Source organism: Sphingomonas sp. SL1004 (assembly GCF_057815015.1).
Map to the genome: position 1 here is coordinate 1,906,612 of NZ_JBYMUX010000001.1, position 26,265 is coordinate 1,932,876.

The 26,265-nt window shown below is 63.2% G+C and carries 17 protein-coding genes and 1 pseudogene; 8 read left to right on the plus strand and 10 right to left on the minus strand.

Features of this window, described 5'->3' with window-relative positions; translation table 11 throughout:
* Positions 1-87 precede the first annotated feature (87 nt).
* Positions 88-2,835, minus strand: coding sequence for a TonB-dependent receptor (locus AC3D24_RS08620; RefSeq protein WP_489029822.1), 2,748 nt, complete (start codon positions 2,833-2,835; stop codon positions 88-90).
* Positions 2,836-3,177: 342 nt separating this feature from the next.
* Between AC3D24_RS08620 and AC3D24_RS08625 the strand changes: the two genes are divergently transcribed.
* Complete coding sequence (locus tag AC3D24_RS08625) at positions 3,178-4,218, plus strand: sugar kinase (protein WP_489033110.1); 1,041 nt, start codon at positions 3,178-3,180, stop codon at positions 4,216-4,218.
* A 5-nt stretch (positions 4,219-4,223) separates the two neighbouring features.
* Here AC3D24_RS08625 and AC3D24_RS08630 read toward each other — a convergent pair whose 3' ends face one another.
* The 5 genes from AC3D24_RS08630 to AC3D24_RS08650 are packed head-to-tail and all read right to left on the minus strand — an operon-like array spanning position 4,224 to position 11,650.
* Complete coding sequence (locus AC3D24_RS08630; RefSeq protein WP_489029824.1) at positions 4,224-5,078, minus strand: rhamnogalacturonan acetylesterase; 855 nt, start codon at positions 5,076-5,078, stop codon at positions 4,224-4,226.
* Positions 5,079-5,111: 33 nt separating this feature from the next.
* Positions 5,112-5,864 (minus strand): SDR family NAD(P)-dependent oxidoreductase, encoded by a 753-nt coding sequence (locus tag AC3D24_RS08635; protein WP_489029826.1) that lies wholly within the window; start codon positions 5,862-5,864, stop codon positions 5,112-5,114.
* Positions 5,861-7,192, minus strand: a complete 1,332-nt coding sequence (locus AC3D24_RS08640; RefSeq protein WP_489029827.1) for an MFS transporter — start codon at positions 7,190-7,192, stop codon at positions 5,861-5,863. The genes AC3D24_RS08635 and AC3D24_RS08640 overlap by 4 nt, the downstream gene beginning before the upstream one ends.
* Before the next feature lie 10 nt (positions 7,193-7,202).
* Positions 7,203-9,422, minus strand: coding sequence for an alginate lyase family protein (locus AC3D24_RS08645; protein ID WP_489029829.1), 2,220 nt, complete (start codon positions 9,420-9,422; stop codon positions 7,203-7,205).
* On the minus strand, positions 9,422-11,650 hold the full coding sequence (locus AC3D24_RS08650) for a chondroitinase-B domain-containing protein (protein WP_489029831.1): 2,229 nt from the start codon (positions 11,648-11,650) through the stop codon (positions 9,422-9,424). Before AC3D24_RS08650 ends, AC3D24_RS08645 begins: the two co-directional genes overlap by 1 nt.
* Before the next feature lie 171 nt (positions 11,651-11,821).
* Between AC3D24_RS08650 and AC3D24_RS08655 the strand changes: the two are divergent.
* Both AC3D24_RS08655 and AC3D24_RS08660 read left to right on the plus strand, forming a co-directional pair.
* A pseudogene (locus tag AC3D24_RS08655) lies at positions 11,822-12,894 on the plus strand (IS3 family transposase).
* Between the two features lie 212 nt (positions 12,895-13,106).
* Positions 13,107-13,310 carry a hypothetical protein gene (locus AC3D24_RS08660; protein ID WP_480964259.1) on the plus strand — a complete coding sequence of 68 codons (204 nt, stop codon included), beginning with the start codon at positions 13,107-13,109 and terminating at the stop codon, positions 13,308-13,310.
* Positions 13,311-14,106: 796 nt separating this feature from the next.
* Here AC3D24_RS08660 and AC3D24_RS08665 read toward each other — a convergent pair.
* From AC3D24_RS08665 to AC3D24_RS08680, 4 genes are read right to left on the minus strand one after another with little or no spacing between them, the layout of a single operon-like run.
* On the minus strand, positions 14,107-14,823 hold the full coding sequence (locus tag AC3D24_RS08665; protein WP_489029832.1) for a TetR/AcrR family transcriptional regulator: 717 nt from the start codon (positions 14,821-14,823) through the stop codon (positions 14,107-14,109).
* 42 nt (positions 14,824-14,865) lie between these two features.
* Positions 14,866-16,452, minus strand: coding sequence for an AMP-binding protein (locus tag AC3D24_RS08670; protein ID WP_489029834.1), 1,587 nt, complete (start codon positions 16,450-16,452; stop codon positions 14,866-14,868).
* Between the two features lies 1 nt (position 16,453).
* Positions 16,454-17,731, minus strand: coding sequence for a spinster family MFS transporter (locus tag AC3D24_RS08675; RefSeq protein WP_489029836.1), 1,278 nt, complete (start codon positions 17,729-17,731; stop codon positions 16,454-16,456).
* Between the two features lie 17 nt (positions 17,732-17,748).
* Positions 17,749-19,986, minus strand: coding sequence for a TonB-dependent receptor (locus AC3D24_RS08680; protein ID WP_489029838.1), 2,238 nt, complete (start codon positions 19,984-19,986; stop codon positions 17,749-17,751).
* A 158-nt stretch (positions 19,987-20,144) separates the two neighbouring features.
* Here AC3D24_RS08680 and AC3D24_RS08685 point away from each other — a divergent pair, with 158 nt between their 5' ends.
* The 5 genes from AC3D24_RS08685 (at position 20,145) to AC3D24_RS08705 (ending at position 25,647) form a co-directional block, all read left to right on the plus strand.
* Entirely contained in the window at positions 20,145-20,468 is a 324-nt protein-coding gene (locus tag AC3D24_RS08685; RefSeq protein WP_489029840.1) for a hypothetical protein, read from the plus strand.
* A 17-nt stretch (positions 20,469-20,485) separates the two neighbouring features.
* Entirely contained in the window at positions 20,486-21,433 is a 948-nt protein-coding gene (locus AC3D24_RS08690; protein WP_489029842.1) for a CE1 family esterase, read from the plus strand.
* A gap of 133 nt (positions 21,434-21,566) precedes the next feature.
* Entirely contained in the window at positions 21,567-23,090 is a 1,524-nt protein-coding gene (locus AC3D24_RS08695; protein WP_489029844.1) for a carboxylesterase/lipase family protein, read from the plus strand.
* Between the two features lie 107 nt (positions 23,091-23,197).
* The gene (locus tag AC3D24_RS08700) at positions 23,198-24,502 is read left to right on the plus strand and encodes a glycoside hydrolase family 1 protein (protein ID WP_489029846.1); all 1,305 of its coding nucleotides are present in this window, start codon (positions 23,198-23,200) and stop codon (positions 24,500-24,502) included.
* The gene (locus tag AC3D24_RS08705; RefSeq protein ID WP_489029848.1) at positions 24,499-25,647 is read left to right on the plus strand and encodes a DUF3089 domain-containing protein; all 1,149 of its coding nucleotides are present in this window, start codon (positions 24,499-24,501) and stop codon (positions 25,645-25,647) included. The genes AC3D24_RS08700 and AC3D24_RS08705 overlap by 4 nt, the downstream gene beginning before the upstream one ends.
* Positions 25,648-26,265 lie beyond the last annotated feature (618 nt).

Below are 26,265 nucleotides of genomic sequence, written 5' to 3' on the forward strand. Positions count from 1 at the left end.
GGCGCTGCAAAATCCTTTATTCCTTCGGTTGTCCTACCAATTTCACACGCCAATGAAAAGCCGCCAGTCGCCGAGCCTAAGCGCCCCTCAAAGTCGGACGCGCACCCCCACAAAATATTTGGCGCCGTAATAGTGATACTGGCGACTGCTTCCCTCGACAGGCATGTCGGTCACCTTGGGCTCGTTCAACACGTTCAGCGCTTCCAGCCTCAAGGAGACATTGCGATTGATGTTGTAGGAGGCGCGCAGATCGAGCGTGTCGGAACCCCGGACATATCGAAGTTGCGAATTGCCACCGACGAAATCCTGATAATATTTCGATCGATAATTGTAGATGCCCTGGAGCGAAACCGGGCCCAGCTGGTAATAAAGCTGGCCCGAGACGACATGTTTGGAATAGCCGCTGAGATTTGCAGCCGGAACGATCCCGGGCGTGACGACCCCGGTCGACGGATCAGTTACGTCGCCCAGACGGATATCGTAATTCTTGAAATTCGAGTCCGAGTAATTGTAGCTCACCTTTCCACCCAAACCATCGAACGGTTTGGGCAACCACGAAAATCGATTGGAAAGCGTCACTTCCAGTCCGTAGACGCGGCTTTTCTCGTCGCTGTTCTGACGTTGCGTCACCGGCACGGTCACCGTTTGCCCGTCGATCTCGAACTCTTCATCTATCGTCACCGGCACAAAGCCGCCCGCGAATTGCTTGTAGTAGACCGTCCCCGAGACGATCGTGTCGCGGTTCGGATACCATTCGAGCGCTACATCGCCGTTCCACGACATGATCGGTTTCAACCGCGGGCTGCCGTTGGCGATTATCTGGCCGAGCGCATCCTCGATCGACCCGAACCCCGTGCCATCTTCGAGCCGCACGGTCCGCCCGCCTGCTAGATCGCTCGGCGCCGGTCGCGACATCGCACGGTACGCCGCAAGGCGCAGTATGACGTCGCTCGCCAGGTCGAAATTGGCGTTGACGCTGGGCAATGCGCGAAAATAGCTGTTCTTGATCGACACCTCGTCGAACGCACCGGTGCCGACAAGCGAGATCGAACCATCGGCGCCCGTCACGACGTCAAGGCCGCTTCGCAATCCGACGGACGTTAGCCTCGTATCAACGAGGCGGACGCCGAAATTGCCGCGGACCGGCAGGGTGCCGAGATTACCCTTGTACGATCCCATCAAATAGCCCGACCAAACCGTTTCCTTCACATCCGCATTGGCGACGGAGCGAGTGTCCGCATTGCCGCCCGGATCTTCGGTGCCTAAATAATTCTGGAATTGGCAAAGCGTATCGAACGTAGCCCAACTGGTGATGGACTGCGTCGGCGCATCGGAAAGGAAGCCTTGTTGCGGGAAGGCCGTACGGCATTTTTCGCTGACGGCACGATCCACTGTGCGATCATCCTGCAGCGTTTCGACCAGATCGTCATAGGCGGTATAGCGTCGGTGCGAATAGCGGGCGCCTGCGTCGATCCGGCTCAGAAATCCGTCGAACGTGTACGCGACGTCGAAACGACCGGCGAGGATTTCGTCGGTCTTGTACTCGTCCGCGCGACGAATGCGGGCGTCGTCGCTGAACAGCTTCCAGTCGTTCACGTTGAACCGTGGATCGAGCGTGACGGTGGGGGCGAACCCGTTCCGCGCGTCATAAATGTACGGCACACGCTGGTTGTTCAGCGGCGTCCGTACGCCGTTGACGTCCAGCGGATCGGTCCGCAGGCGCACGCTACGTTCGAGCGTCCGCCGTTCCGTGCGCGAATAGGAGGCATCCGCCGTGATCGTCAGCCGGTCAGTGGGTTTCCAGGCGATATTGCCGCCCCCGCCGATATATTTCTCGTCGCGTGTCAGCAGGTTGCCGGTCGACTCCACGGAGGTCAGGCCCTCGGCATAGAGCAGGCGATGTTGGTCGTCATACTGGACGTTCTTCAAGCCGTAACGCGTCTCGGACAGGGTCAGATCATGACGGTCCTCGCTATAATCCCGCTTCGAATACTGGAAATCCAAGTTGATATCGAGCGTATCAGAGGGCTGCCACTGGAGCGAACCGATGAAGGCGTTGCGCTTATCCTTCTCCGTGATCTGTCGGAAAATCGTCGAGTTCGGCGTAAGATAGAACGGTGTTCCCGCAGCCCCCTGCTCGCGGGTCACCTCAGAGCAGTTGCCTGCCGCAACAACGACGTTGGGGTTGCACGCGACCCATGTACTGCTGCCGGCGTAGGTCTCCTCGGGATTGTTCACCGAGTTGCGCTGAAAGCCGAGTGCGATGCCGACCCTGCCGAGTGAGCCGAGATCATATTGATCGATGTAACTTGCGGTACCACGCCAGCCCCAGGCGCTCTCACCGCGAATACGGTCCTGATAGGGATTGTAGTTAGCCTTTGCCTCGACCTGCAGCGCGCGTTTGCCATAATCGAGCGGCCGGATCGTCTGGAGTTCGATCGAACCGGCGACGCCGCCTTCAAGCAGGTTCGCCTGCTGCGATTTGTAGATCTTGATGCCGTTGACCAGTTCGGACGGGAACTGGTTGAAATTGACCGCGCGGTCGCCGCTGCCGTTCGTCGCTTCACGTCCGTTGAACGTCGTATTGCTCAGGAAGCTACCAAGCCCCCGCAGCGAGATTTCGGACGCGCCGCCCTTCTCGCGGTGCGTGGTCGCGCCGGTGATCGTCTGGATCGCCTCGCCGATCGACAAGGCCGGCAGGTCGCCGATATCCTGCGACGATAGCGCATCGACGATCGCAGTCTCGTTGCGCTTCACGTTGATCGAGTTCTGCAATGTTTGCCGAATGCCGGTCACGACGATGTCGGCATCGCTCGAGGGTGCGGATGGCGGCACAGCGGGGTCGGCTGTCGCGCTATCAGATTCAGCGGGTGCCGGAACCGATGGGACTGCCGACTGCGGATCCGGCGCAGGTGTCTGCGCGGCCGGAAGCACTTGTCCAACAGCAGGCGTTCCGACGACGAGTACCGCTAGTGCGGTGCCTGGCAACAGGGCGGCCCGCCGCTTGCGCGCGGCTGCGACCTTAATGGTGCGTGACGACATCCTCACCCTCAACTCCTATTTTGTTTTGCCGATCAATGCCGAGTCATCAGGCACTATGTCAATGAGGTTCGATAAATATGTGGATACCAGTTTGTCATACCTATAGGGCGATCCTCTACTAGGAGATCGGATGTGATGAAGCCCGAACGGTATTTACCCGCGGACATCGTGTGTTTTGGCGAAGTGCTGATGCGACTGACCGCCCCTGTCGGATCGCTACTGGCCCAGGCGGATACGCTCGGCGTGCAGATCGGAGGGGCGGAGGCCAATGTCGCGGTCGCCCTGGCTGCGCTCGAGTGGCGCAGCGCGGTTGCAAGCGTCGTGCCGAGCGGACCGCTGGGCAGGCGCGCGCGGACGTTTCTCCGTGGCGCCGGCGTGGACACGACGCGGATCGCTGAAGCGCCGGGGCGGCTTGGGCTGTATTTCCTGACGCAGGGAGCGTCGTTACGCGCGAGCGACGTAACCTACGACCGTGCTGGCAGCGCGTTCGCCACGACGGATTGGCGCGCAGTCGACTGGGATGCGGTGCTGTACGGCGCCCGCTGGTTGCACGTCTCGGGCATCACGCCTGCACTCGGCCCAAAGATGGCCGACGCGACCCTGACAGCGATGCGGACGGCACGCGCGCGCGGCATCCGGATATCTTTCGACGCGAACTACCGCGCTCGCCTGTGGGAAAGTTGGGGCAGCGATCCCCGCGCCATCCTGCGGGAACTCGTCGCACACGCCGATCTGTTCTTTGCCAATCACCGCGACATGACACTGCTGCTGGACGCGCCATTTTCAGGCGATGGCCCCGAACGGCGCCGCGAAGCGGCCAAGGCCGCCTTCGCCGCCTTCCCTAATCTCCGCTGGATCGCATCCGCGGCGCGCGAAATCGCGCACGTCGACTGCCACCGGATTACCGCTCGGCTCGATACCCCATCGGACTCCTGGCAGACGCGCGACGTCGAAGTGGCGGGGATCGTCGATCGGATCGGTGCAGGCGATGCCTTTGCGGCGGGTGTCCTGCACGGCCTGATGGGGAACGGTGGCGAGGACGGTCGCGAAGCCTTAGCCATCGAGTACGGCCTCGCGCTGACCTGCCTCAAGCACAGCCTCACCGGCGATGCCGCGCTGTTCGACCAGCACGACATCGACAGCTTCCTCGCCGGCGGTCTGGATGTCCGCCGATAGGCGGCTCAGGGCACCAGTTGAGCTTGCAAGGCGGGCACCGCCGCTGCCAGATCCTGCGTCACCATCCGCGCAAAGACCTGCGCGCCGGCCGCCCCGACATGCGTGTGATCGAACTTCAGCCCGAACTGGCCACGTGGACTATTGGGCTTGGCGGGCGCCTCGGGCAGTTTCGCCTCCTCCGCCGTCCGCGCCTTGAGCGTGGTGCCTGACTGTGCCGCCGCCAGTTCGGCCGGCAGTGGTTCGGCCATCGCGAGCTTCGCCGCATCCACCGCGCCGAGTTGCTGCACCAGCGCGGCGCTATGCGCGTTGAGATCGACCAGAGGCACCTTCATCGCCGTCGCCACTTTCCGCACCTCATCGGACCATTCCGCCAACGTATTCTGCAAGCGACCATCCTTGAAGTCGCGCCGCGTCAACGGCGTCACCAGCACCGGGATCGCCCCTGCCCCTCGGACCTCATCGACGTAACGCCTCAGGTTTGTCGGGAACTCCGTCGTCCGGTCTGTCCATCGCTCCGGCTTTTCCGACTGATCGTTGTGCGCGAACTGTATGAGCACATAGGTCGCCTTGTAGCCACGCACCTTCGCCTCATCGAGCGCGATCGCCCACGACCCTTCCGCGCGATAGCTGCGGGTGCTCCGCCCGCCACGCCCCATGTTCAGACACGCGGTCGACGATTTCACATGGCTTGCGCAGAACGCGGACGCCCAGCCGCTGCCGGGCGCCATCGTCGAATCCCCCACGAGGATAATCTTGTACGCCTGGATCGGCGGCGCGTCGGTACGAGGCCTGGGCGCGCCCTGCCCCGAAGCTCCAGTAGCTAGCGAAAGCGCTGCGAACATTACGACCGTCTTGCGCATAATTCCTCTCCCTCTTCTTGCGGACGCCTGGTCTTACGAGAAGAACAACCCGCCATTGATATCGACGTTCGTGCCGGTCAGGAACGACGCATCGTCGGACGCCAGGAAAGCGACCGCGGAGGCGACTTCGTCCGGATGCCCCTCACGCCGCAACGGGGTGTTGCCTGCGGTCGCCTTGCGCCCCTCCGGCTTGGAGAAGATATCGTGGAAGCTGGTACCGATCAGGCCCGGGCACAGCGCGTTCACGCGGATACCCTGCGGGCCGAGCTCCTTCGCCAGACCGCGCGTCAACGACATCAGCGCACCCTTCGACGTCGCATAAATCGTCGCGCCCGGCCCGCCGCCATCGCGTCCGGCGAGCGAGGCGATGTTGACGATCGCCCCACCGCTCGGGATGTACGGCAGCGCCGCCTTGGTCACCAGGAATGCCGATTTCAGGTTCAGGTCCATGACCGTGTCGAAGAACGCCTCGTCCATCTCGGCAATGGTTTTTCGCGCGATCATCCCACCGGCGAGGTTGACGACGATGTCGATCGTCCCGCCGAATGCCGCCACCGTCGCCTCGACCATCGCCGTGACCTCGGCCGCCTTCGTCACGTCCGCGCGGAACAGCAGGGCGGTGCCGCCCGCGGCGGTGATCTCGTCGACGGTCGCCTGCGCCGCGGCCTCGTCGCTGCGATAGTTGACGACGACCTTTGCGCCTTCGCTGGCGAGCCGCAGCGAGACCGACTTGCCGATATCGCGCCCGCCACCCGTGACGATGGCCGTTTTGTTCGTGAATCTCATGGACGTAACCCTTTGTGCGTGGTGGTGATGTCGCCCTCGGGCACGACCGGAGCGTGCGAGCCGCCCAGCAGCCAGAGTGCGGCGATGGAAACCGGAACGATCGCCGCACTGAGCGCGAAGATCGGTGCGTAGCTTTGCGCGGTCATGCTCGGCACAAGCCAAGTCGTGATCAGCGTGCCGGCAACCGCCGCGGTGCCGCTGATCCCGGCAAGACTGCCGACCGCACCGCCGGCGAAATAGTCGCTCGGCAGCGTCTGGATGTTGTTGATGGCCACCTGGAAACCGAACAGCACGACGGCGATCAGCAGCACGGCGGCCAGCGGCGTCGCCGCGCCCATCGTCAGCAGCAGCGCCGGCAGCATGATCGCCCCGCCCCCGGTGATAACCACCTTGCGCGCACGCAGCACCGGCCAGCCCGACTGGATCAGACGCCCCGACAGCCAGCCGCCGCTCAGGCTGCCGACCATCGCGCCGACATAGGGCACCCAGGCGAACAGCCCGATCTGCTTGACGTCGAACCCGAACGTCTCCGCGAGATAGATCGGCAGCCACGAGACGAACAGCCACCAGACCGGATCGAGGAAGAAGCGGCTGACGATGATCGCCCAGCTCTGGCGATGCCGCAGCAGCCCGCGCATCGTCGGCGCGTAACCGGTCGACGCCGCGGCGCCGTCCTCGTGCGCGCCGTTGATAAGCGCCCGTTCGGCCTCAGTCAGCCAGGGATGCGCGTCGGGATCGCCGCGGTACAGCCACAGCCACGGCAACAGCCAGAGGAAGCCGAGGATACCGACCATGAGGAACGTGGCGCGCCAGCCGATCTGGACATAGAGCAATGCCACGAGCGGCGCCGAGATGATCGCGCCGATCGCCGCGCCGGAATTGAAGATGCCTTGCGCCAGTGCGCGTTCGCGCGGCGGAAACCACGTCGCGTTCGCCTTCACCGCGCCGGGCCAATTGCCAGCCTCGCTCGTCCCCAGCGTGACGCGTAGCACTGCCAGCATTCCGAGCGAGCGGACGGCCGCGTGCAAGGCGATCGACAGCGACCACACCGCGATCGAAACCACGAAGCCGAGCCGCGTGCCGATCACGTCGAGAATGCGCCCGAACAGCGACTGCCCGACCGCATAGGCCAGCATGAACACCGTCACGAGCAGCGCGTAATCGGCCTTGTCCGCACCGATGTCCTTCGACACCGCGGGCCACATCACCGCCAGCGCGTTGCGATCGATATAGTTGATGACGGTCGCCAGCCCGATCAGCCCGATCACGCACCAGCGCAGCCCCTGGATTTTCCGCCCCGGCCCGTCGACCTGAGGAGTCTTCGACATCGCGACCATGTTATTTCACCGCCTTGGGCGTGTCGAAGCGCGCGAACGGCCCCTTCCAGCTGACCGTCCGCCCCGCGATCGCGACGCTGTGTGCGGCCGCCGGATCGGCGTTCTCGGCGATGCCGAGCGTGACGGCGCCGCCGCTGCCGAGATCGAGCACCACGATATCGCCGTCCTTGCCGCGAACATGATGCAGGGCGACGATACGCGACTTTGCGCCGACCGTCGTCTCGGCGGACGGATCATAGGCGCCGTGCGGCTCGAGTACGCCGACGAAGTCCGTCGTGGTCGCGCCGGTCACCCGCTGGATCAGCATCGGCTCGCGACGCAGGTTGAACCGCGGATCGTTGGCGCCGCTCTCGCCGAGAATCATCGTCGCTCCCTGCGGGGGCAGCGCGCGATAGGTGTAGAACCGGCCACCCTTGAGCCATGTTACCGTCGCATTGGTCGCATCGGGCGTACCGATGGCATCGACCCAGATGTGCTGGTACCCGTTCGCCGTCCCGAGCACCGGCCGCGTCTTGCCGTTCGACTGCACCGGAAACCCGACGTCGGTTATATGCCCGCTATAGTGCAGCGGCAGGTCATAGGTGGCCGGCGCGCCGCCGGCCACATGCAGCAGGTCGACCACCACCGGCGCCGCACCGCCGGGGATCGGCAATTGCACCAGCGTCCGGCGGAAGACGACGCCGGGATAGGCACCGGTCATTTCCGCGATGCTGACCTTGGTCGCGCCGTCGCCGGAGAAATAGATCTGCTTCGGCGCCAGTGTCTGGCCGGCCTTCCACTTGCCGCCGAAATGGCTGGCTTGGTCAACCACCAGCGTGTTGTGCGCCACGGTCTGTTTCGCCCAACTCTCGTTTTCCTTGAGGTATCGCCCGCCGTCCTTGCTCTCGACGTTCAGGAAGCGCGCGGCGCCGTAATCGGTCACGACCGCGTTGCCATTGTCGTAAAAAAGCCAGTTCAGCTTGTCGAAATGGCCATGTCCGAGGCCCATCGCGGTGTTCTTCGCGACCACTACTTCGTCGCGGTCGGCCGGTCCGGCACGCATGACCGCGATGCCGCCCTGCTTGCCGTCGGGTCCATCGCTAAATAGCTGCGAGGTATAGACGAACGGCTGGGCCTTGCCTGCCGCCAGATCCTGCGACACGAGCAGTCCGTCGGGGGTCAGCACGGTCTGCCCCTGCCACTGCGCGATCGACAGGAACGTCGGGTCCCTGGTCACGCCATACCCGATCGCCACCGCCTGATAGAGCTCGTCGGTTTTCAGGCTCTTGTCCGGCATCGCGTCGTTCAGCGGAAAGAAATAGCCGTCATAGGTCAATTGGATCAATGTACGGATCGCCTTCACCAGCACGCCGTCGCGGTGCGCGAAGATGCGCTGGCCAGGATCGTTGGTCTCGATCGCCTTGGCGAACAGCACGAACGGCAGCATCGCATAGCGCTGGTAATAGGGCCCTTCGGTGTAATAGCCGTCGGGCGAGAACAGCTGGTCGACCTGCGCGATGAAGCCCGATTTGCCGCTGAGGTCCGATCCCTTCAGCGCCTTGTCGACCAGCGCCCGGTCGCGCAGCACATATCCGGTCATACCGACCGCCGCGACCGCCCAGGTGGCGTGGTTGTGGATCAGGTTGAAGATCTTCGGCTGGCCCTCCGAGAGGAACGTCGCCATGCGCCGGAACACATTATCGTCGATCGTCTTGCGGTCCGCTGCCGACAGCGTGTCGCGGATCGCATCATAGCCCTGCACCGCATAGACCAGCCAGACGCTGTCATTGAGGCTTTGCCAGAACAGCCGCCCTGCCGCCTCGTTCGCGGCCGCCGGATGCGCCCCGAGCGTTGGATATAGCCGGGCATATTCGAGCAGCATGCGCCGCGCGTAATCGGCGTAGATGCGGTCCCCGGTGATCCGGTACAGGATCCCAGCCCCATAGAGCGCGATGTAGTTGCGCTTGTGCTGCTCGTGCGTCGCCCCGCCGCCGGGGTCCTTGGGCACCGGAACGTTGATCCCCGCCTTGATCGCGGCATCGAACGTGCGGCGAACCCGGCGCAGATCTTCGCCGAACAGCGGAGACTTGGCGCCCGATCCGGTCATGGTCGCCATCGCGGCAGGCTTGAATAGTACGGGCGCAGCGACCGGATCGGGGGCGACCACCGACTGGGCAGAGGCCATCGATGCGACGATGGCGAGGCCGGCGGCCATACTGGGGAAAAGGCGCGATACGCGCATTACTGGGATCCTCTCACGGTGTTTTCGGCGATCAGGGCTCGTGACGGCCCCTTGTGGAAAAGTTCACGAACGACGGGCGTCGCGGTGTCGACGAGGACGTTGTCGGCGATCCGGGTCAGCGGCGAACCGACGCTATGCGCCGCGACGATTCCACCGCTGCGCGCGAACCGGTTGTCGCTGATGTCCGTCTCCTGCACGCCCGACAGCAGGATCGATCCCGCTGGCTTGCCGCTGTCCGTGATGGTCGACCCCGTCAGCCGAAAATGGGGACCATAGGTGCTCTCGTCGGCACCCCCGCGGAACACGTCTGCGATCGTCCCGACGCGCGTGAACCGGGAGTTGGCGATCAGCACGTGCTCAGCGCTGTAAAGGCCCTTCGAGCCTGTCTCCGCATGCGCCGCGATCACGGCCCCCGATATGTCCGCGAAGTCGCTGCCGCGGATTGCGATCCGTTCGGCAAGCGACGCCTCGGCGGTCGCGACGACATCGAAACCGGACGCCTGCGCCATGCCGGAAAAGCCGCTGTCGTCGATCTCGATCGCGTAATTGGACAGCATAGGCGCTGCGCGGATGACCGCATTGCCCGACAAGCTTGGGGTCGCGACCCCGGAGATCGCAAGACGGTCGAGCCGCAACCGCCCACCGTCGCGGACGACGAACAGCGTTGCCGGCGTGTAGCTGATCACCGCCGTGCGGCCGACCGGCCCGGCAAGCGTCAACGTCCGATCCACCACCAGCGGCGCGGTAAGCCGATAACGTCCGGGCGACAGCGCGATCGTGTCACCGGTCTCGGCCGTCGCCACCGCCTTGGCCAGCTCGACGGCGTTACGCACCACGGACCGCACGTGCCCGCTCCCGAACGCGGCCACCATGCTCGCCGGCTTTGGGTACCAGGCCACGCCCACGTCAGACTTCGCGATGGGTTTCAGCGCGCGCGATGCACCAAGTTCGGCAAAGGCCTTGTCGGTCGGATATAACAGGCCATTGGCGGCACGCGCGAGGTTTATCGCCCTGCGATCGATCAGAAGCGCCAGCGAACCGGTCGTCGTGCGGACATTCCCCTCGAACCGAATACCCGCGATGGACGCCTCCGCGCGAAAAGGATCAGCCCCGCCGGTATTGACGATGAGGTTGTCCGTGAACCGCGTTGCCGTCGGCGCCACGGATCGCTCGTCGCTCGCGCCTGCGCCAAACGTGATCCGCGAACCATCGATGACGCTGTTGCGCTCGATCAGCGCGTCGCTGACGGGTACGTAGCGGTTGATTGGCGAGTTCGGTACGCCGTTCATCACCGTGACCGCGCTGGTGAACTCGGTTCCGGCGAGCCCCTCCATGTAATTACCCCGGACAATCTGGCCGCGATTAATCACCCGAACGCCGCCAGTATGGGCGATGCCACCGCCAAGAAAGACGTTGTCCTCGACCAGATTGCCATCGCCGTGGCGCAAGACCACCGAACCCTGCGACTGGAGGAACACGTTACGCCGGACGATGTTGCCACCCGACTTTACCGAGACGATCTCGACCTCCCCGTCGCAGCGCTCGAAGATATTATCTTCGACGATGGTATGCGAGGCGCTTGCCGATTCCGTGCTCGTACCGATGCGGATCGTCTCGCCGCCGTTCGATCCCAGCACGGGTCGCGGTCCGAAGTAGTTATGGTCGATCCAGTGACGATTATCGAGCGGCCGCGCAGCATCGCGTACCACGACCATCATCGCCCCGCCGTTCGCCTTGCCCTCGAAGTGCGCGTGGTCAACGCGGTTATCGCGGCCGTATAGTGCAACCCAATGGTCCTCCTTGCGGCGATCGGGCTGATTGAACCGATCGACGACGACATCGGTCAGCCGGGAATGTTCCGCCCATTCCTCGGAGCCGTTGCGGAAAGCGATCACCTCACCGTTAGGTGCATAGCCATCCCGGAATACCAAGCCCGCCACGACCAGGTGACGGCCGGCGATCTTAAGGCTTGAGCGGCCTGTGATAACAACTTTGCCAGGATGTTCGGCGCGCAATGTGATGGGATGTCCTGCGGTCCCCCGTCCCGCCATCACGATGGCGATGTCGGACCAAGTACCATTCGCCATGACTATCGTGTCGCCGGGCTTCGCATTGCGAATAGCGGCAGCGAGGGACCCTGCGGCGTTGGCCGTTACGATCTTGGCGTTGACGCTGATCGGGACCGCCACGGCACTCACGATCGCCAGCAGCACCACACAGCCCCTCATTCCCGCTCCCACCATAATTGCCTGACAGCTAATTGATCATTAGCATACCTATTTACAAACCAGAATCAAACCCCTGTCTATACCAATCATCTTATCGGGTTTGCGGCGTGAGCGGCCCCCTTCTGAGCGGTCCATCGACTATGAGAGTCTGGATCAAGGAAGGGACGACGAATGCCTGCGAAAAAGCACAAGCCGGAAGAGATCATCGGGAAGCTGCGTGAAGTTGAGATCGTCCTGGGCCAGGGCGGGACGACCGCCGAGGCGTGTCGGCGGATCGCGGTCAGCGAGCAAACCTACTACCGTTGGCGCAAGGAATATGGTGGCCTGAAGACGGATCAGGCTCGTCGGATGAAGGACCTGGAGAAGGAGAACCTGCGGCTGCGGCGTGCGATCTCCGACCTGACGCTGGACAAGCTGATCCTGCAGGAGGCGGCACGGGGAAACTTTTAAGCCCCGCGCGGCGCCGACGCTGCATTGACCAAGTGAAAGAGGTGCTGGACGTATCCGAGCGACGGGTGTGTCGCGTACTCGGGCAGCATCGGTCGACGCAGCGCAAGGTGCCGTGTGGGGCAGATGACGAACAGGCGCTGACTGAGGACATCGTTGCGCTGGCCGGGCAGTATGGACGCTACGGTTATCGTTGGGTGACCGCACTGCTACATGCCGCGGGGTGGTCGGTAAATCATAAGCGTGTCGAACGCATCTGGCGGCGTGAGGGGCTGAAGGTGCCACAGAAGCAACCCAAGCGTGGCCGGCTGTGGTTGAACGACGGCTCGTGCATCCGGCTGCGGCCAGAGTATCCGGCGCATGTCTGGGCATACGACTTTGTCGAAGCGCGAACGGGCGACGGGCGCAAGTTCCGGATACTCACGATCATCGCCGAGGCCAGCAGGGAATGCCTGGCGCTGATCGCCGCACGTCAGTTGAAACACGAAGACGTGCTGGCGGCGCTTGCCGAGCTGTTCATCGCCCGGGGGCCGCCCGCGCATATCAGGTCGGACAATTGCAGCGAGTTCATCGCTACCGCGGTTCAGAAATGGCTTGGGCAGGTCGGCGTAAAGACGCTGTACATTGCACCGGGCTCGCCCTGAGAGAACGGTTACAACGAGAGCTTCAACGGTTCGCTTCGCGACGAGCTGCTCAACGGCGAGATCTTCTACTGGCACGGCACGCACTTGGAGCCGAGACGTCCCGTAGAGCGGTTACAAAGGAACAGCTCGGCAAATGGATGGCAGAGTTGTTAGCTAACGGCTTACCAGCCTAGATCGACCCGGGTGCGCGTCCCGCCCGGTTTTTGTGGCCGTCCTTCGTAACCAGCGCGATCTCGTCACCGGCGTTCATGCATCGGGGCGGATTGCCGATCGTTTCGTCGCACCATTTATTTGGGGTAGGAACCCTGTCATTTCTTCTGCGTAATACTCTCGCTTGCCCGATGTCGGGGACTGAAAGGAAACGTATGAAGCTCGCCAAGATTCTCGCTGCCGCTGCGATGGCTGCCTCGCTCGGCCTCACGGCTGGTGCAGCGAATGCCCAGAACCACGGCGCCCGTGAAGTCCACAAGACGGTAGTTCATCGTACCATGGTCAAGAAGAGCGTACGTCACCGTCAAGTTTGCCGGATGGAATTCCGTAACCACCGCAAGGTGCGCGTCTGTCGTTAAGCGGCGGAAGAACCGGTGCCGGCCGTCGTCACCGAACACCAATTCAGTAGGGGAGTTCGTTTAGTGAAAAAACTGATGCTGCCGATTGCGATGGCTTTGATGCTCACTGGGATAGGTGCTTCGGTCAGCCCCACCGAAGCTACGGCACAATCTTACCGTTCCCACGGAGGATACAGCAGGGCACATCGGCCGCAAGTCCGTCGCGCTCAGCGCGCACGTGCATATCGCTACAACCGCCGTGCAGCAGTTCATCGCGGCTATGCGCGCCGCAATGCATACCGCGGGAACCGTGGCTACCGGAGCCGGCGAAACTACCGAAGCCCGCGCTACTACCGGCATAACCGCCGCTGACCGAAGATCGTAGCGGCGCCCGCTTGTGCCGCTATGATTACTCAAGATAGAGCGACGGCATTTGGGATGCCATCGCTGCTATAGCTCTCATCGTGCACGCCCCTCACCGACGTCGCGAGTAACCAGCGTCGATTGAGGAATGCCGTCCAGCACTAAAGATGCGTTAACTGCGCGCGTGATCGACGCGGCGTTCCATCAAAGGCAGCGCCGATCGTGTCCCATGTATATGCTGCGATCAGCCGAGTAGTTCCGGTGACGACCCCATGGTATCCTGTCCCAATTAATAGGTTGCCGGCGTCCGCTTAAATTGATGTACGGTGCCAGGTGTAAACCAATGATCGAACATCGGTCCCAATCCTGCCTGTCTAGGTTATCGCCCGTTCAACCGAAGTCGCTGGAAGCCTCGAACGAGCATCGCCTAACGTTCGCGACCGGCATCCTGGCGTCAGCTACCGCGTTGTAGTTCTACCCGCTCTGCCCTGCGAGCCTGGCAGGTGGCTAAGAACCCCGCCGCCATGAACCGAGCCATGCGCTCCTTCACCGCTTCGAAATCGTCCGAGCGGCACAACCCGTCCGACAATTTGTCGATCCGTCCGGTCCGCCCCAATGTAAGCATCAGACCGCCGGTGACGAAGTGATACCCCCAGAACAGATCCTGACGCGAGCAATCCGGAAGCGCGCGCTGCAGCAGGTCGATCAGTCGGAGCACGATCACGTCGAAATAGGTGTCCATCAGCTCGGCGCCCCATTCGGCGGTGTTGCTCATCTGCGCACCTAGCTGACCGTAGTTGCGCCAGCCCGCGTCGCCATGGCCGTGTAGGTCGAGGTCAACATCGAGATAGGCATGCAGCGCGCCCTCGACGGTAATCGCATCACCCACCTCGCGCTCGTAGGTGTCGAGCGCGGCCATGCGCCGCTCGATCGTCACCGGCGCACGGCGCGCGATCACCGCGTCGAACAGCTCCTTCTTGTCCTTGAAATAATAGTGCAGCAGCGACTGGTGAACGCCGACCTTCTGCGCGACTTCCTTTAGCGTGACGCCGTAGAGGCCGCGATGCGAGAACAGTTCCTCGGCGGCGTCGTAGATCTGTTCCATCGTGGCGGCACGCTGATCCGCCTTGGTAGTGCGCGTGCGTGGCGGTTGTGCACCCAGTTCCGGCATGCGAGCTCCCAAATTTTTCAGTTCCGTGCCGCGTGCATGGCCTCAGCCATGCTCGGCACGCAAGCGCATCTTGTCGATCTTGCCGGTCATCGCCAGCGGCATGGCGACGACGCGGACGATCACATCAGGCATCCACCAGCTTGCGATCCGGTCCTTTAGCGCGGCGAGCAGCGTCTCGTCGGTCGGTTCAGCACCCTGCCGGGGCTCGACCACCAATACCGGCCGCTCTCCCCATTTGGGATGCGCTCGGCCGACGACGGCGACCAGCGCGACCTCCGGCAGCGCACCGATGATCGCTTCGATCTCGCCTGGGTTGATCCATTCGCCGCCCGACTTGATCAGGTCCTTGGCACGACCGGTAATGCTCAACCTACCGTCGGCGTCGATCGTTGCGAGATCGCCGGTGTCGAACCAGCCCGCTGCATCGAGCGCGGTCTCGGCGGCGCCAAAATAGCGCTCCAGGACGCTTGCGCCACGCACGCGTAGCCGGCCCTCATGCCCGCGCTGTTCTGGCAGCGGTTTGCCCACTTCATCGGTCAACAGCAGGTCGACGCCGATCGGTGGCTTGCCGGCTTGGGCTGAACTGCGGACAGAGGTGTCGGCTGGCATGATCGTACCGAGCGGCGACAGTTCGGTCATCCCCCAACTCGTCTGCACCGTGACGCCGAGGCGTGTTTCGATGCTGTCCATCAGCGCCTGCGGCACCGACGAGCCGCCGAGAATGACCCGCTGGAGCGACGGGAGATCACCACCCGACCTCTCGAGATGATCGATCAGCCCGAGCCACACGGTCGCGACCCCGACCGCGACAGTCACCTGTTCGTCGTCGATCAGGCGCGCAAGGCTTGCACCGTCCTGGTTGCGACCGGGCAGCACCAACCTTGCGCCGGTCGCCGGCCCCGCAAAGGCAAGGCCCCAACCATTGGCATGAAACATCGGCACCGCAACCAGCACTGCGTCGGACGAACGAAGGCCGATCACGTCTGCTTGTAACAGGTGTAGCGTCTGCAGATAATTCGAACGATGCGTGTAGGTCACGCCCTTGGGCGCACCGGTGGTGCCCGAGGTGAAGCAGAGGCCCGCAGGCGCGGTCTCGTCAAACGCGCCCCAAGGCATCGGCGTGCCGTGCGTTTCAAGCAACTCGCCCAGTCGCCAGATGCGGACGCGATCGGATGTCGGCACCGGATGATCGGCGATCGGATCACCCAGCAGTACGACGTGCGCGATCGTCGGGCAGGCGGCAATCAGCTCCTCGACCAGCGGTGCGAGGCCAGGACTGACCGCGAGTACACGGTTCTGCGCCTGATGGATCATGCCAGCGAGATGCGCTGGCGCCAGGCGAGGGTTCAGCGTGTGGCATACGACACCGGTACCGACAGCGCCGTACCAACATTCCATATGCGCCTGGCTGTTCCAGGCGAGCGTCGCGAGATTGTCACCCTGCCGCAGGCCTAGCGCAGCAAACGCACCCGACAACCGATTGGCGCGCTCGCGCAACGTGGCATAGTCGACCCGTGTCGAATTTCCGTCGTCGCCGGTCACAACCTCGGCGCGACCATGCCATTTGGCGGCATGGTCGAGAAACTTGTCGAGCGTCAGCGCATAGGGCTGCATCAATCCAGGGGTCATGTCATTCCGTCAGGTTCAAGGTGCGTTCGCGCTTCAGCGCGCGGGCGAGCGCGAAATGCAGCGCAATGGCGAGGAAGTAGAATGGCACCAGCGTGTAGAAGGCGAACTGGAGCGAATGGCCGGGGTGACTTGCCTTGAACCAGTCGCTAGCCGCGCCCAACCAGGTTGGCCCAAGTCCAAGGCCGATCAGGTTCATGATCAGCAGCAGCACCGCGCCCGCGAGCGTTCGCTGCCGCGGTTTGACGGCGTTCTGGACGAGCGCAACGGCCGGCGTCAGATAGAAGTAGTTGAAGAAGGTCGGTCCAATCAGACAGGCCATCGCCAGCGGCCAAGTCGGCGCCCAGACGAAACCGATGAAGAACGGCACGGCCAGCAGCAGGGCATAGCCCGGCATTTCGCCGTAGATCTCCGGCCTGCTCGCTGCATGGCGGTCGACCAACCGCGCGGACAAATAGATGCCCGCGCTAACCCCGATCGCCAGTACCAGCGCATACCAGATCGCGATCTGGTCAAGCGTCATACCCTTCTCGCGCATCAGGAAAAGGGTGGTGAAGCCGAGCGTCGCATAGGTCACGAATTGCGTTGCGCCAGCCGCCAGCGACACGAGCATCAAGGTCGGCCGCGTGAAGAAGAGCTTCAATGTCGATCCGAAGGTAGGCGCGTCGCCCTCCTGCAGTACGGGCAGGGGGAGATCGGTGGCGCCGCGCTTCGGCTCCCGTACGAACGTCCATACGGCGGCCGCCGCGATCAGCCCGGCGGCCCCCAGCAGTATGAACGCTAACCGCCAGTCGTACGCCGCTGCGATCTTCGCTCCGAATGCGACGCCCAGCGCCTGGCCGAGCGGCGGCCCCAGGTTGAACAGCCCCAAGGCAAGCCCGCGACGATGTGGCGGGAAATAGTCCGAGATCACAGAATAGGACGGCGGTACCCCGCCCGCCTCGCCAATGCCGACGCTCATCCGTGCCGCTGCAAGCTGACCGTAATTGGCTGATAGCCCACACGCGATGGTTGCCGCGCTCCACAATGCACACGCGATCGTCAGCACGCGCACGCGGTTACCGCGATCCGCCAGCCACGCGACCGGTACGCCAAGGATGCAGTAAAACAGCGCGAAATAGAGGCCTCCGAGCCGCCCGAGCTGTCCGTCGGTAACGTGCAGCTCGTCCTGGATGGGTTTGGCCAGGATCGACAGCAACTGCCGATCAAGGAAGTTCAGTACATAGACGAAACATAGCAGGCTGAGCACCACCCAGGCGTAGCGGCTCGGCCGGGCGGGCATCTCAGCCTCGCTCGCCATCAGAACGACCGGCTGACGCGGAGGCCGTACTGGCGCGGCGCGCCAGCCAAGCGGCGTACGCCGTTGATCGCAGCAACATAATGCTGGTCGCTAAGGTTGGTCGAGAAGCCCGCAATCGACCAATCGCCAGTCGCGAGCGTCAGCTGAGCGTTGACGATGTTCCGTGCCTCCAGCCGGTCACCCAGCAACGTATTCTGGAACAAGGTGCCGAAGGTGGACGCAATATGCGCATAGTCAGCGCGCGGGGTCAGCGTCGCCTTCTCGCCAAGCGGAATGGCATATTGGACGCCAGTGCTCAGTGTAAATTTCGGTGCATAGGCCTGCTCGTTCCCCGTCAGGTTGATACAGCGTGCTGTCGCGGGCCCGGTCGACGCGTTGCAGACGAGCGTCGCTCCGGTCCCGAGCCGTGGATCGATCGCGTAGAAGCGACCGAGCTTCCAATTGGAGATCGAAGTAGCAAGATCGACGCGGAGTGGTCCGAAGCTGCCCTGCGCCGACAGTTCGACGCCATAGAGCTTGGTCTTGCCGGGAACGTTGAAGATCGACGAGATGCTCGGCGTCGTGGGATCGACGATGCTGATCTGGTATTTTTTGTACTCACTATAATAGCCGCCGAGTTGCGTGCGCAGATGGCCGTCAAGGAACGTGCCCTTGTAGCCCAACTCATAGTCGGTAACGTCCTCAGCATCGAACGCACGGGGTGTGATTCCATTGACATTGGGGCCATTGAGCCCACCCGCCTTCGCACCGGTCGCGACGAAAGCGTACAGGAAGTGGTTCGGGTTGACCGTCCAGTTGAGCGCAACTTTGCCGTTCACCTTCTTGTCGACGGTCTTATCTTGCTGGACCAGCGACAAGATTGGGTTGGCGAGGAATGGTAGCGTTGCGCGCGCGACCGCATCGTTCGCCGACGTCGTACGCGACCAGCGCGCACCGGCCTGGATCTGGAGGCCACTTGTTATTTCGTAGCCCACCTGCCCGAACCCGGCGAGCGCGGTCTTGGGGTTGGTGCCCTCCAGCGTGGTATCGAACACCAGCGGACTGATCGAATTGGGCGTGTTGTCGACGACGTAGCCGCCGTTCGCCGGGATCGTGATGTTGTCGTGCTGGTAGAAGCCGCCTAGGACCCAGGTGAACGGGCCGGTATCGGGCGAGACGATATTGAATTCCTGGCTCCAGATTTCTTCAGTGATGTTGTCACGGAAGTTGATCGCCGGGTTCGCCGGCGTGCCCGTCGCCGCAGTCCCATCGCCGTCATAGGAAACGTGCGTAGTGCCCCGCTGGAAGCCGCTGATCGAGCGCAGCACGACACCGCCATTGGTGGTGTAGCTCGCGTTCAGCACGACGCGACCGAACTCGTCGCCGCCCGAGAGCGGCGCATTACTGGAAATCTTGAGCGGATCGCCGGTCTCGGTCGCGCGACCGGCCGGAATGCCGCCATAGTTGATGTTGTTGTAATCGCCCTTCAGCAGGATACGGATCTGCGGGGTTGGCTGCCAGAGGATGCTCGCGCGCGCGCTGTAGTCGCGTCGATCGCCCGCATTACCGGTCCAGGGGCCGGACACGTCGTAGAAGCTGTCGCGACGTTCGATGTTACCAGCAAATCGGATCGCCAGTTTCTCGCTGCTCGGGATGTTAAGCGCGCCCTGGAGTTTGACGTCATGATAGTTGCCATACTGGCCGAGCACATATCCGCCGACCGCATCGGTCGTCGGATTCTGCTCGGTGATGAACACGGCGCCACCGGTCGCGTTGCCGCCTGCAAAGGTGCCCTGCGGCCCGCGCAGCACTTCGACGCTGGCAATGTCGTAATAGGGCTCGCTCTGGAAATAGCCGGGCAGCGTCGCCACGCCGTCGCGATAGGTGATGACGCCAACGCCGATCGCACTCGACTGTTCGGTCTTGCCGATGCCGCGAATGTTGAAGGCATTACCCTGCCCGGCGGTGTTGACCGTCAGCGACGGGGTCGCGAACTGCAGCTGTTCGACGCCGTTGACGCCCTTTCGCACCAGATCCTCGCCAGTAAGCACCGAGGCGGCGACGGGCGTGCGCTGCAGGCTAGTCGAGCGGCGCTCGGCGGTGACAACGATATCCTGGTCGGTCGAGGCAGACTCGGCAGGGGCCGCTGCCGCAGCGGGATCAGTGGTATGACTGGAGTTCGCTGGCACATCCTGGGCGTCGGCGATGCCGGCAGTCATCAAGGCGCACACGGACGCCGACAGCAGAAATTTGCGCATTCTTGATCCTCTCTGAAGATCGCGCTCTGCGGCGCGTCGACACTTATCTGGCACCGGACACAGACTGCTGTCAACTTTCATTAATTCTCTAGTTAATGTCTTTTTGTTGCGATACGCGGCGTTGTGAACCGCGATAACGCGGTCGCAAGGAGAGGATCATGCGCGCGATACCGCGTCCTTGGACGATGGTGTTCTTTGGCCCGGCCTTGCTGCCATTGGCTGCGTGCGATTCGCGACAGGACACGACGGACGAGCCCCGAACGGTTCGTGTGGTGACCGTACCGACGATCGCGCCCACCCGTCCCGCACCTCGGCTCGATCCGGCCCCTGCCAAGCCGACACTGACCTTACCGATCGCTGCACCCCCACCGCAATCGCTCGCCGAGATGCGGCCGCGGAAGGCGTTCGTCGACCCGCCTCTACCCCCCGAACTTCGCGACGATAGCGGCCTACGCCCACTGCCGCAGCGGGCCCCGCAATAACAAAAGAGGAGAGGACCATGAAGATACGACATCTGTTCGCCCGGCTATGCGCCATGGCATTGTTGTTTGCCGGCCTGGTTGTGCTGGTGCCTGCCGCCAACGCGGCGCCGTGCGCGACCAATTGCCTGAAGCCCGGCGACTATTCGATCGTCATGCTGTCGGGCGGTTTGCCACGCACCTATCTGGTGCACGTGCCGGCCAGTTATCGCGGCGACCACGCGGTGCCGCTACTACTCGATCTGCACGGCTTCACCAGCTACGCCGCTGACGAACGCAAATATTCGGGACAACTTGCGCAGTCCGACATGCGCGGCTTCATCGCGGCGTGGCCCGACGGGATCGCCTTGAGCTGGAACGCCTATGGCTGCTGCGCGGTTGGCGACGCGGTACGTGCCGACGATGTGGGCTTCCTGCGCGGCGTCATCATCGCGCTGAAGGGCCGCGCCAATATCGATGCCGACCGGGTCTTTGTCACCGGGATCTCGAACGGCGGCGGCCTTGCGCAGCGGATGGCATGCGAGAGCGCCGACCTGGTCCGCGCGGTCGCCTCGGTGTCGTTCCCGCTCAACACGAATACGTGCCGGCCAGCCAAGCCTATCAGCGTGACCGAGATCGCCGCGACCGACGACAAGACGATCGGCTATTACGGCTCCACGCCCGCGATACCCGGCCTGCCCAACGATCTCGCCGGCGTGCCACTGGGTGTGCAAGGTGCGCGTGAAAGTCTAGCCGAATGGAAGCGGATCGACGGCTGCAGCGACGACCTCACGCGCCGCCAAATCAACGACGAGGTCCGATCGGAATCCTATCGCAGTTGCAACGGCGGCGTAAACGCCGAGCTCGTCACCGTGAGCGGGGGCAAGCACGTGCTCTACGGCGGCTATGTTGGGCTAGGCTATGACGGCAGCTATTTCCCGCCGATCGATGTCTCGGAATATATCTGGGAAAATGTCTTCAGACTTTAAAGCGTCGCGATCCTCCCCCACCGGGGGAGGATCGGGTGAGACGTTGACTAATACATGAATTAAGATGTTAATGCAGCGAAGACGGATCGCAGGCGAGCCTGACGAGACGCGTATCCATGGAGAAGGACACCCGATGATTCTGCGCCTCCTGCTTGCAATGGCCGCGCCCGCCGCGCTTGCCACAGTTCCATCCGCCCACGCGCAGAACGGCCCGGTGAAAATCGACACAGATGCGGTCGCCGGCACGACGGACGGTTCGCTCACCGTCTTCAAGGGTATTCCCTATGCCGCGCCGCCGGTTGGCCCACTGCGCTGGAAAGCCCCGCAACCCACACTATCATGGACCGGCGTCCGCGATGCCCGCAACTTCGGCGCTGCCTGTCCGCAGGGGCCCGAGCACAAGGAGTCCTGGGCACAGGTCGGGGCGATGAGCGAGGATTGCCTGTTTCTCAACGTCTGGCGCCCTACGAAGCCTGGCCGCTATCCAGTGATGGTGTTCCTGCACGGTGGCGGCTTCACCTATGGCGCTGCAGGCGTTCCGTTGTACGACGGCACAGCATTGGCGAAGCGCGGCGTGGTGATTGTGACGATCAACTATCGGCTTGGCCGGCTTGGCTTCTTCGCCCACCCAGCGCTAACGAAAGAAGACCCGAGCGGCCAGCTCGGAAACTATGCCATCATGGACCAGATCGCCGCTCTGCAATGGGTCAAGCGCAACATTGCCAGCTTTGGCGGCGACTCCGCTAACGTCACGCTGTTCGGCGAGTCCGCAGGCGCCGGATCGGTGCAGATCCTGATGGGGGCGCCGGTCGCCAAAGGGTTGTTCCACAAGGCGATCTCTGAATCGGGCTCGGGCAGCAGCCCGTTGTTCCCCATCCGCGGGGGCATGCTCAACGCCGAGCGGGTGGGTGAGATGTGGGCAGACAGCCTCGGCCTCAAGAACGCAACTGCCGAACAGCTCCGCGCCGTCGCGCTCGCCGATGTCGTCAAGAACGGCCGCGCCTTCCCCTTCATCGACGGCAAAGTCGTGGTGCAAAGCCCGGGCGAGGCCTTCTATCGTAGCGACGAAGCGAAAATTCCGTTGATCATCGGCGGCAATTCGAACGAATCGAGCCTGGGCGGGATGACCGAAGCAGCGGCCAAGGCGTTGCTCGGCGACGATTTCATGGCGCTTCGCGACGGCTATGTCGCGATGACCGGCAAGCCGGTGGCCGCAGCGACGACCGATCTCGCCGAGGATGTCGGCTTTGTGCTCCCCTCCTTTGCGCTCGCTGACCGCCATGCCGCGAACGGTCAGAAGGCGTTCGCCTATTATTTCGACCAGGTCTTCGTCGATCAGCGCGCGACCGCGGCCGGCACCGACCATGGTGGCGAGCTCGAATATGTCTTCGGTACCAAGGCGGCTGAGCATGGCTGGGATGCGCAGGACGTCGCGGTCTCGAAGATGATGGGCGATTACTGGGTACGCTTCGCCAAGACCGGTGACCCCAACGGTGCGGGTGCGCCGGCATGGCCCGCGGTGACGACCGCGCCGACACAATATCTGGCGATCGGGGCACAGACGCAGGCCGCACGGCTGCAACCGATCCAGGAACGCGCCAAAGCCGCCGCGATGGCGGATGCGCAGAAGAAATGGGCGGCGATGCCTAAGCCGTGATGTCCGTCCGTGCGCCTCGATGGACCTTTCCCCTCGAGGCGCACGGCGTAGATCCCCTCCCCGGAAGGGAGAGATACAGGACCGAGCACGATATTGAAGGAGACGCCATGCCCCTGAATCCCAGCAGAAGGGAGCTCGTCGCCGGCGCGGCCGGCCTGATCGCCGTCGGCAGCACTACCAGCGCACAACCCCGCCGCCCCCGCGGCTTCCTGTGGGGTACCGCGATATCGGCGCATCAGAGCGAGGGCAACAACACCGCGTCGGACAGCTGGCTCCTCGAGACGATGACGCCAACCGCGTTCAAGGACCCGTCGGGCGACGCGTGCGACAGTTACGAGCGTTACGAGGAGGATCTCGACATCGCAGTCAGCCTCGGCCTCAACTGCTACCGGTTCGGGATCGAGTGGGCGCGGATCGAACCTGCCGAAGGCATGTTCTCCGAGTCCGCACTCGACCATTATGTCCGTGTGCTGAAGGCCTGCCATGTGCGCAAGCTGCTGCCGATCGTCACCTACAACCACTTTACCGTACCCTTGTGGTTCGCGATGCGCGGCGGGTTCGAGGTGGCCGACGGCGCCGACCTTTTCGCCCGCTTCTGCGCGCGCGCGACACAGAAGCTCGGCCCGCTCATCGGCATGGCGTCGACCTTCAACGAGGCGAACATCGTGCTGTTACGTAAAGTCCTGCCGCGCTTCGCAAGCGACGCGGCGGCAGCCAATGCGCGCGCGATGATCGCGGCTGCGGCGCGGCGCACCGACTCGCCTGCTTTCTCGTCGATGCTGTTCGGTGATCCGGACAAGATCAGTGCCGTCATGCTCGACGGGCATGCCAAGGCCTATGCGGCGATCAAGGCGGGTCCGGGCGATTTCCCCGTCGGCGTGACGCTGTCGATGCAGGAGATCCAAGGCGTCGGCCCGGGCAACCGCGCTGCCCAGGCCGAACAGACGATGTATGGTGGCTGGATCGAGGCCGCGCGGACGTCTGACTTCGTTGGCGTGCAAACCTATTCGCGCCTGCGCATCGACGCGCACGGACTGATGAAGTCCGAGCCTAGCGTGCCGCTGACCGACATGGGCTATGAGAATTACCCGCACGCGATCGGCGCGACGCTGCGCTACGCGCACGCGCATATCGACAAGCCGATCTACCTCACAGAAACCGGCATCGCCGCCAGCGACGACCGCCTCCGCGCGCAATTCATCGACGCGACGGTGGCCGAGGTCGCCAAATGCATTGCTGAGGGAATCGACGTGAAGGGCTATCTCTACTGGTCGCTGCTCGACAATTTCGAATGGACCTCGGGCTATGCCAAGCAGTTCGGGCTGGTCGCGGTCGATCGCAAGACGTTCAAGCGGACGGTGAAGCCGAGTGCGCGGGTGCTGGCGGCGCATGCCAGGGCGAACCGGCTGTGACCGCGCCGCGACGCTGGGTAAGACGGGGTCTCGGATGCTTCGGGCTGGTCGTCGTCGTCTTGCTGGGGGCGTTCACTGCAATCGGCGGGTGGGCTACGCTTGCAAGCCTGCGCGGTCCGGCCAAACCCTACGACGCGCGAACCCTGCCGTCCGCTCCCGACTACGCAAAAGCGAGCACCTGGCTGGCCCTGCCGGGCCACAACGGGCTCGAACGATCCACCCCGCCGGGGGTGACACCGATCGACGAACGCACCGCGCCTGCGGACGTTTTCTTCGTCCACCCGACAACCTTCAAGGGCAGTCCGGTGTGGATCGCGCCGTTCAACGCCTCGGACACCGCCGCGCCGCTCAACCCGCCAGTACTCCTTGATCAGGTCAGCGTCTTCAACGGCTGTTGTCGGCTCTATGCGCCGCGGTACCGCCAGGCCACATTAGCAGCGCTCAAGGTGAACGCAGCGATGGACGTCGCCTATGGCGATATTGCCCGTGCCTTCAGATATTATATCGCGCACCAGAACCACGGCCGCCCGTTCATTATCGCTTCGCACAGCCAGGGGACGGCGCATGCGATCCGGCTGCTTCAGGAAGAAATCCTCAGAACGCCACTCAAACGGCGCCTCGTGGCGGCGTATCTTATCGGAGGCTATGTGCCCGATACGTTCGGCGAACTCGGCCTGCCGATCTGCAGCACCGCGCGGCAGATCGGGTGCGTGGTGTCATACAATACCAGCGAGACAGGCCGCAGCGGCGCGCGGATGATCACTGACAACCGCGCCTATTGGTGGCGAGGCCGCCATGTCACGGACGGCCGGTCGCATGCGCTTTGCGTCAATCCGTTGACCTGGCGGCGCACGGGCGCGGTACCAGCGACCGCAAATGCCGGCAGCCTCCCCTTCCCCGTCGCGCCGTTCGGGCGGGTCGTCCAGCAGTTACCTGCGCTCGTACCGCATCTCACCGGCGCAGTTTGTCGCGACGGCTTGCTCACCGTGCACGTGCCTTGGTCCGCGCCGTCCGGATTCATCGACAAGCTGAGCTTGGCGTTCGGAAGCTACCACCTCAACGACTATGGGATCTTCTACGATGCGTTGCGCGGCAACGCCGTTGACCGGGTGGCTGCATGGCGGGCTCACGCCACCAAGCGATAAGGATGGCTTATCGTAAGTCCGAAAGCGGGACCGCGTCCCCCATCACCGGTAGCCCGAATCATTTGGATGCAGCCAGTCACCGGATTGCAGATCGGCGCGCATGCGGCTTGGGCGGGCAGGGTCCCGGAGTGCCTTGTCGAAATCGATGGTGCCATCGAACGCGCCAGAGGTCAGTATCCAGCGATTAACGGCCTGTCGGACGGCTTCGCCCTGTGGGCTGTAATAATTGGGCGAACACGCCCTGCCCTCCGGCTTCCAGCCAGACCCGCAATCGGACGCTCACGCCCCTTCCCTCGCTTCCCAACTTCAGACGCAGGTTCATCTTTACAAATGACCGATTTTGAAGCCCAACTATCCGCTCGCAAATGTCGTGATGGAGACTTTAGCCGCCGTTTCCGCGCCCTTCGTCTAGCGCCAGTGCAGTCGCTTATTTCCAAGCATTGGGTCAAAGCGCGTCAAACCGCCCGTTCGTGAATCGGCGTCGATAGCGAGACCCTGCTGCTAGGGAAGTAGTTGACTGCAATCTTTTGAAAAGTGTCGGTTAGGGAGGGGTTCCGATCGGTAGTCCCCTACCATGTAAGTTTCAACGCAGTTCCGATGGCTGAGCGATACTTTGCC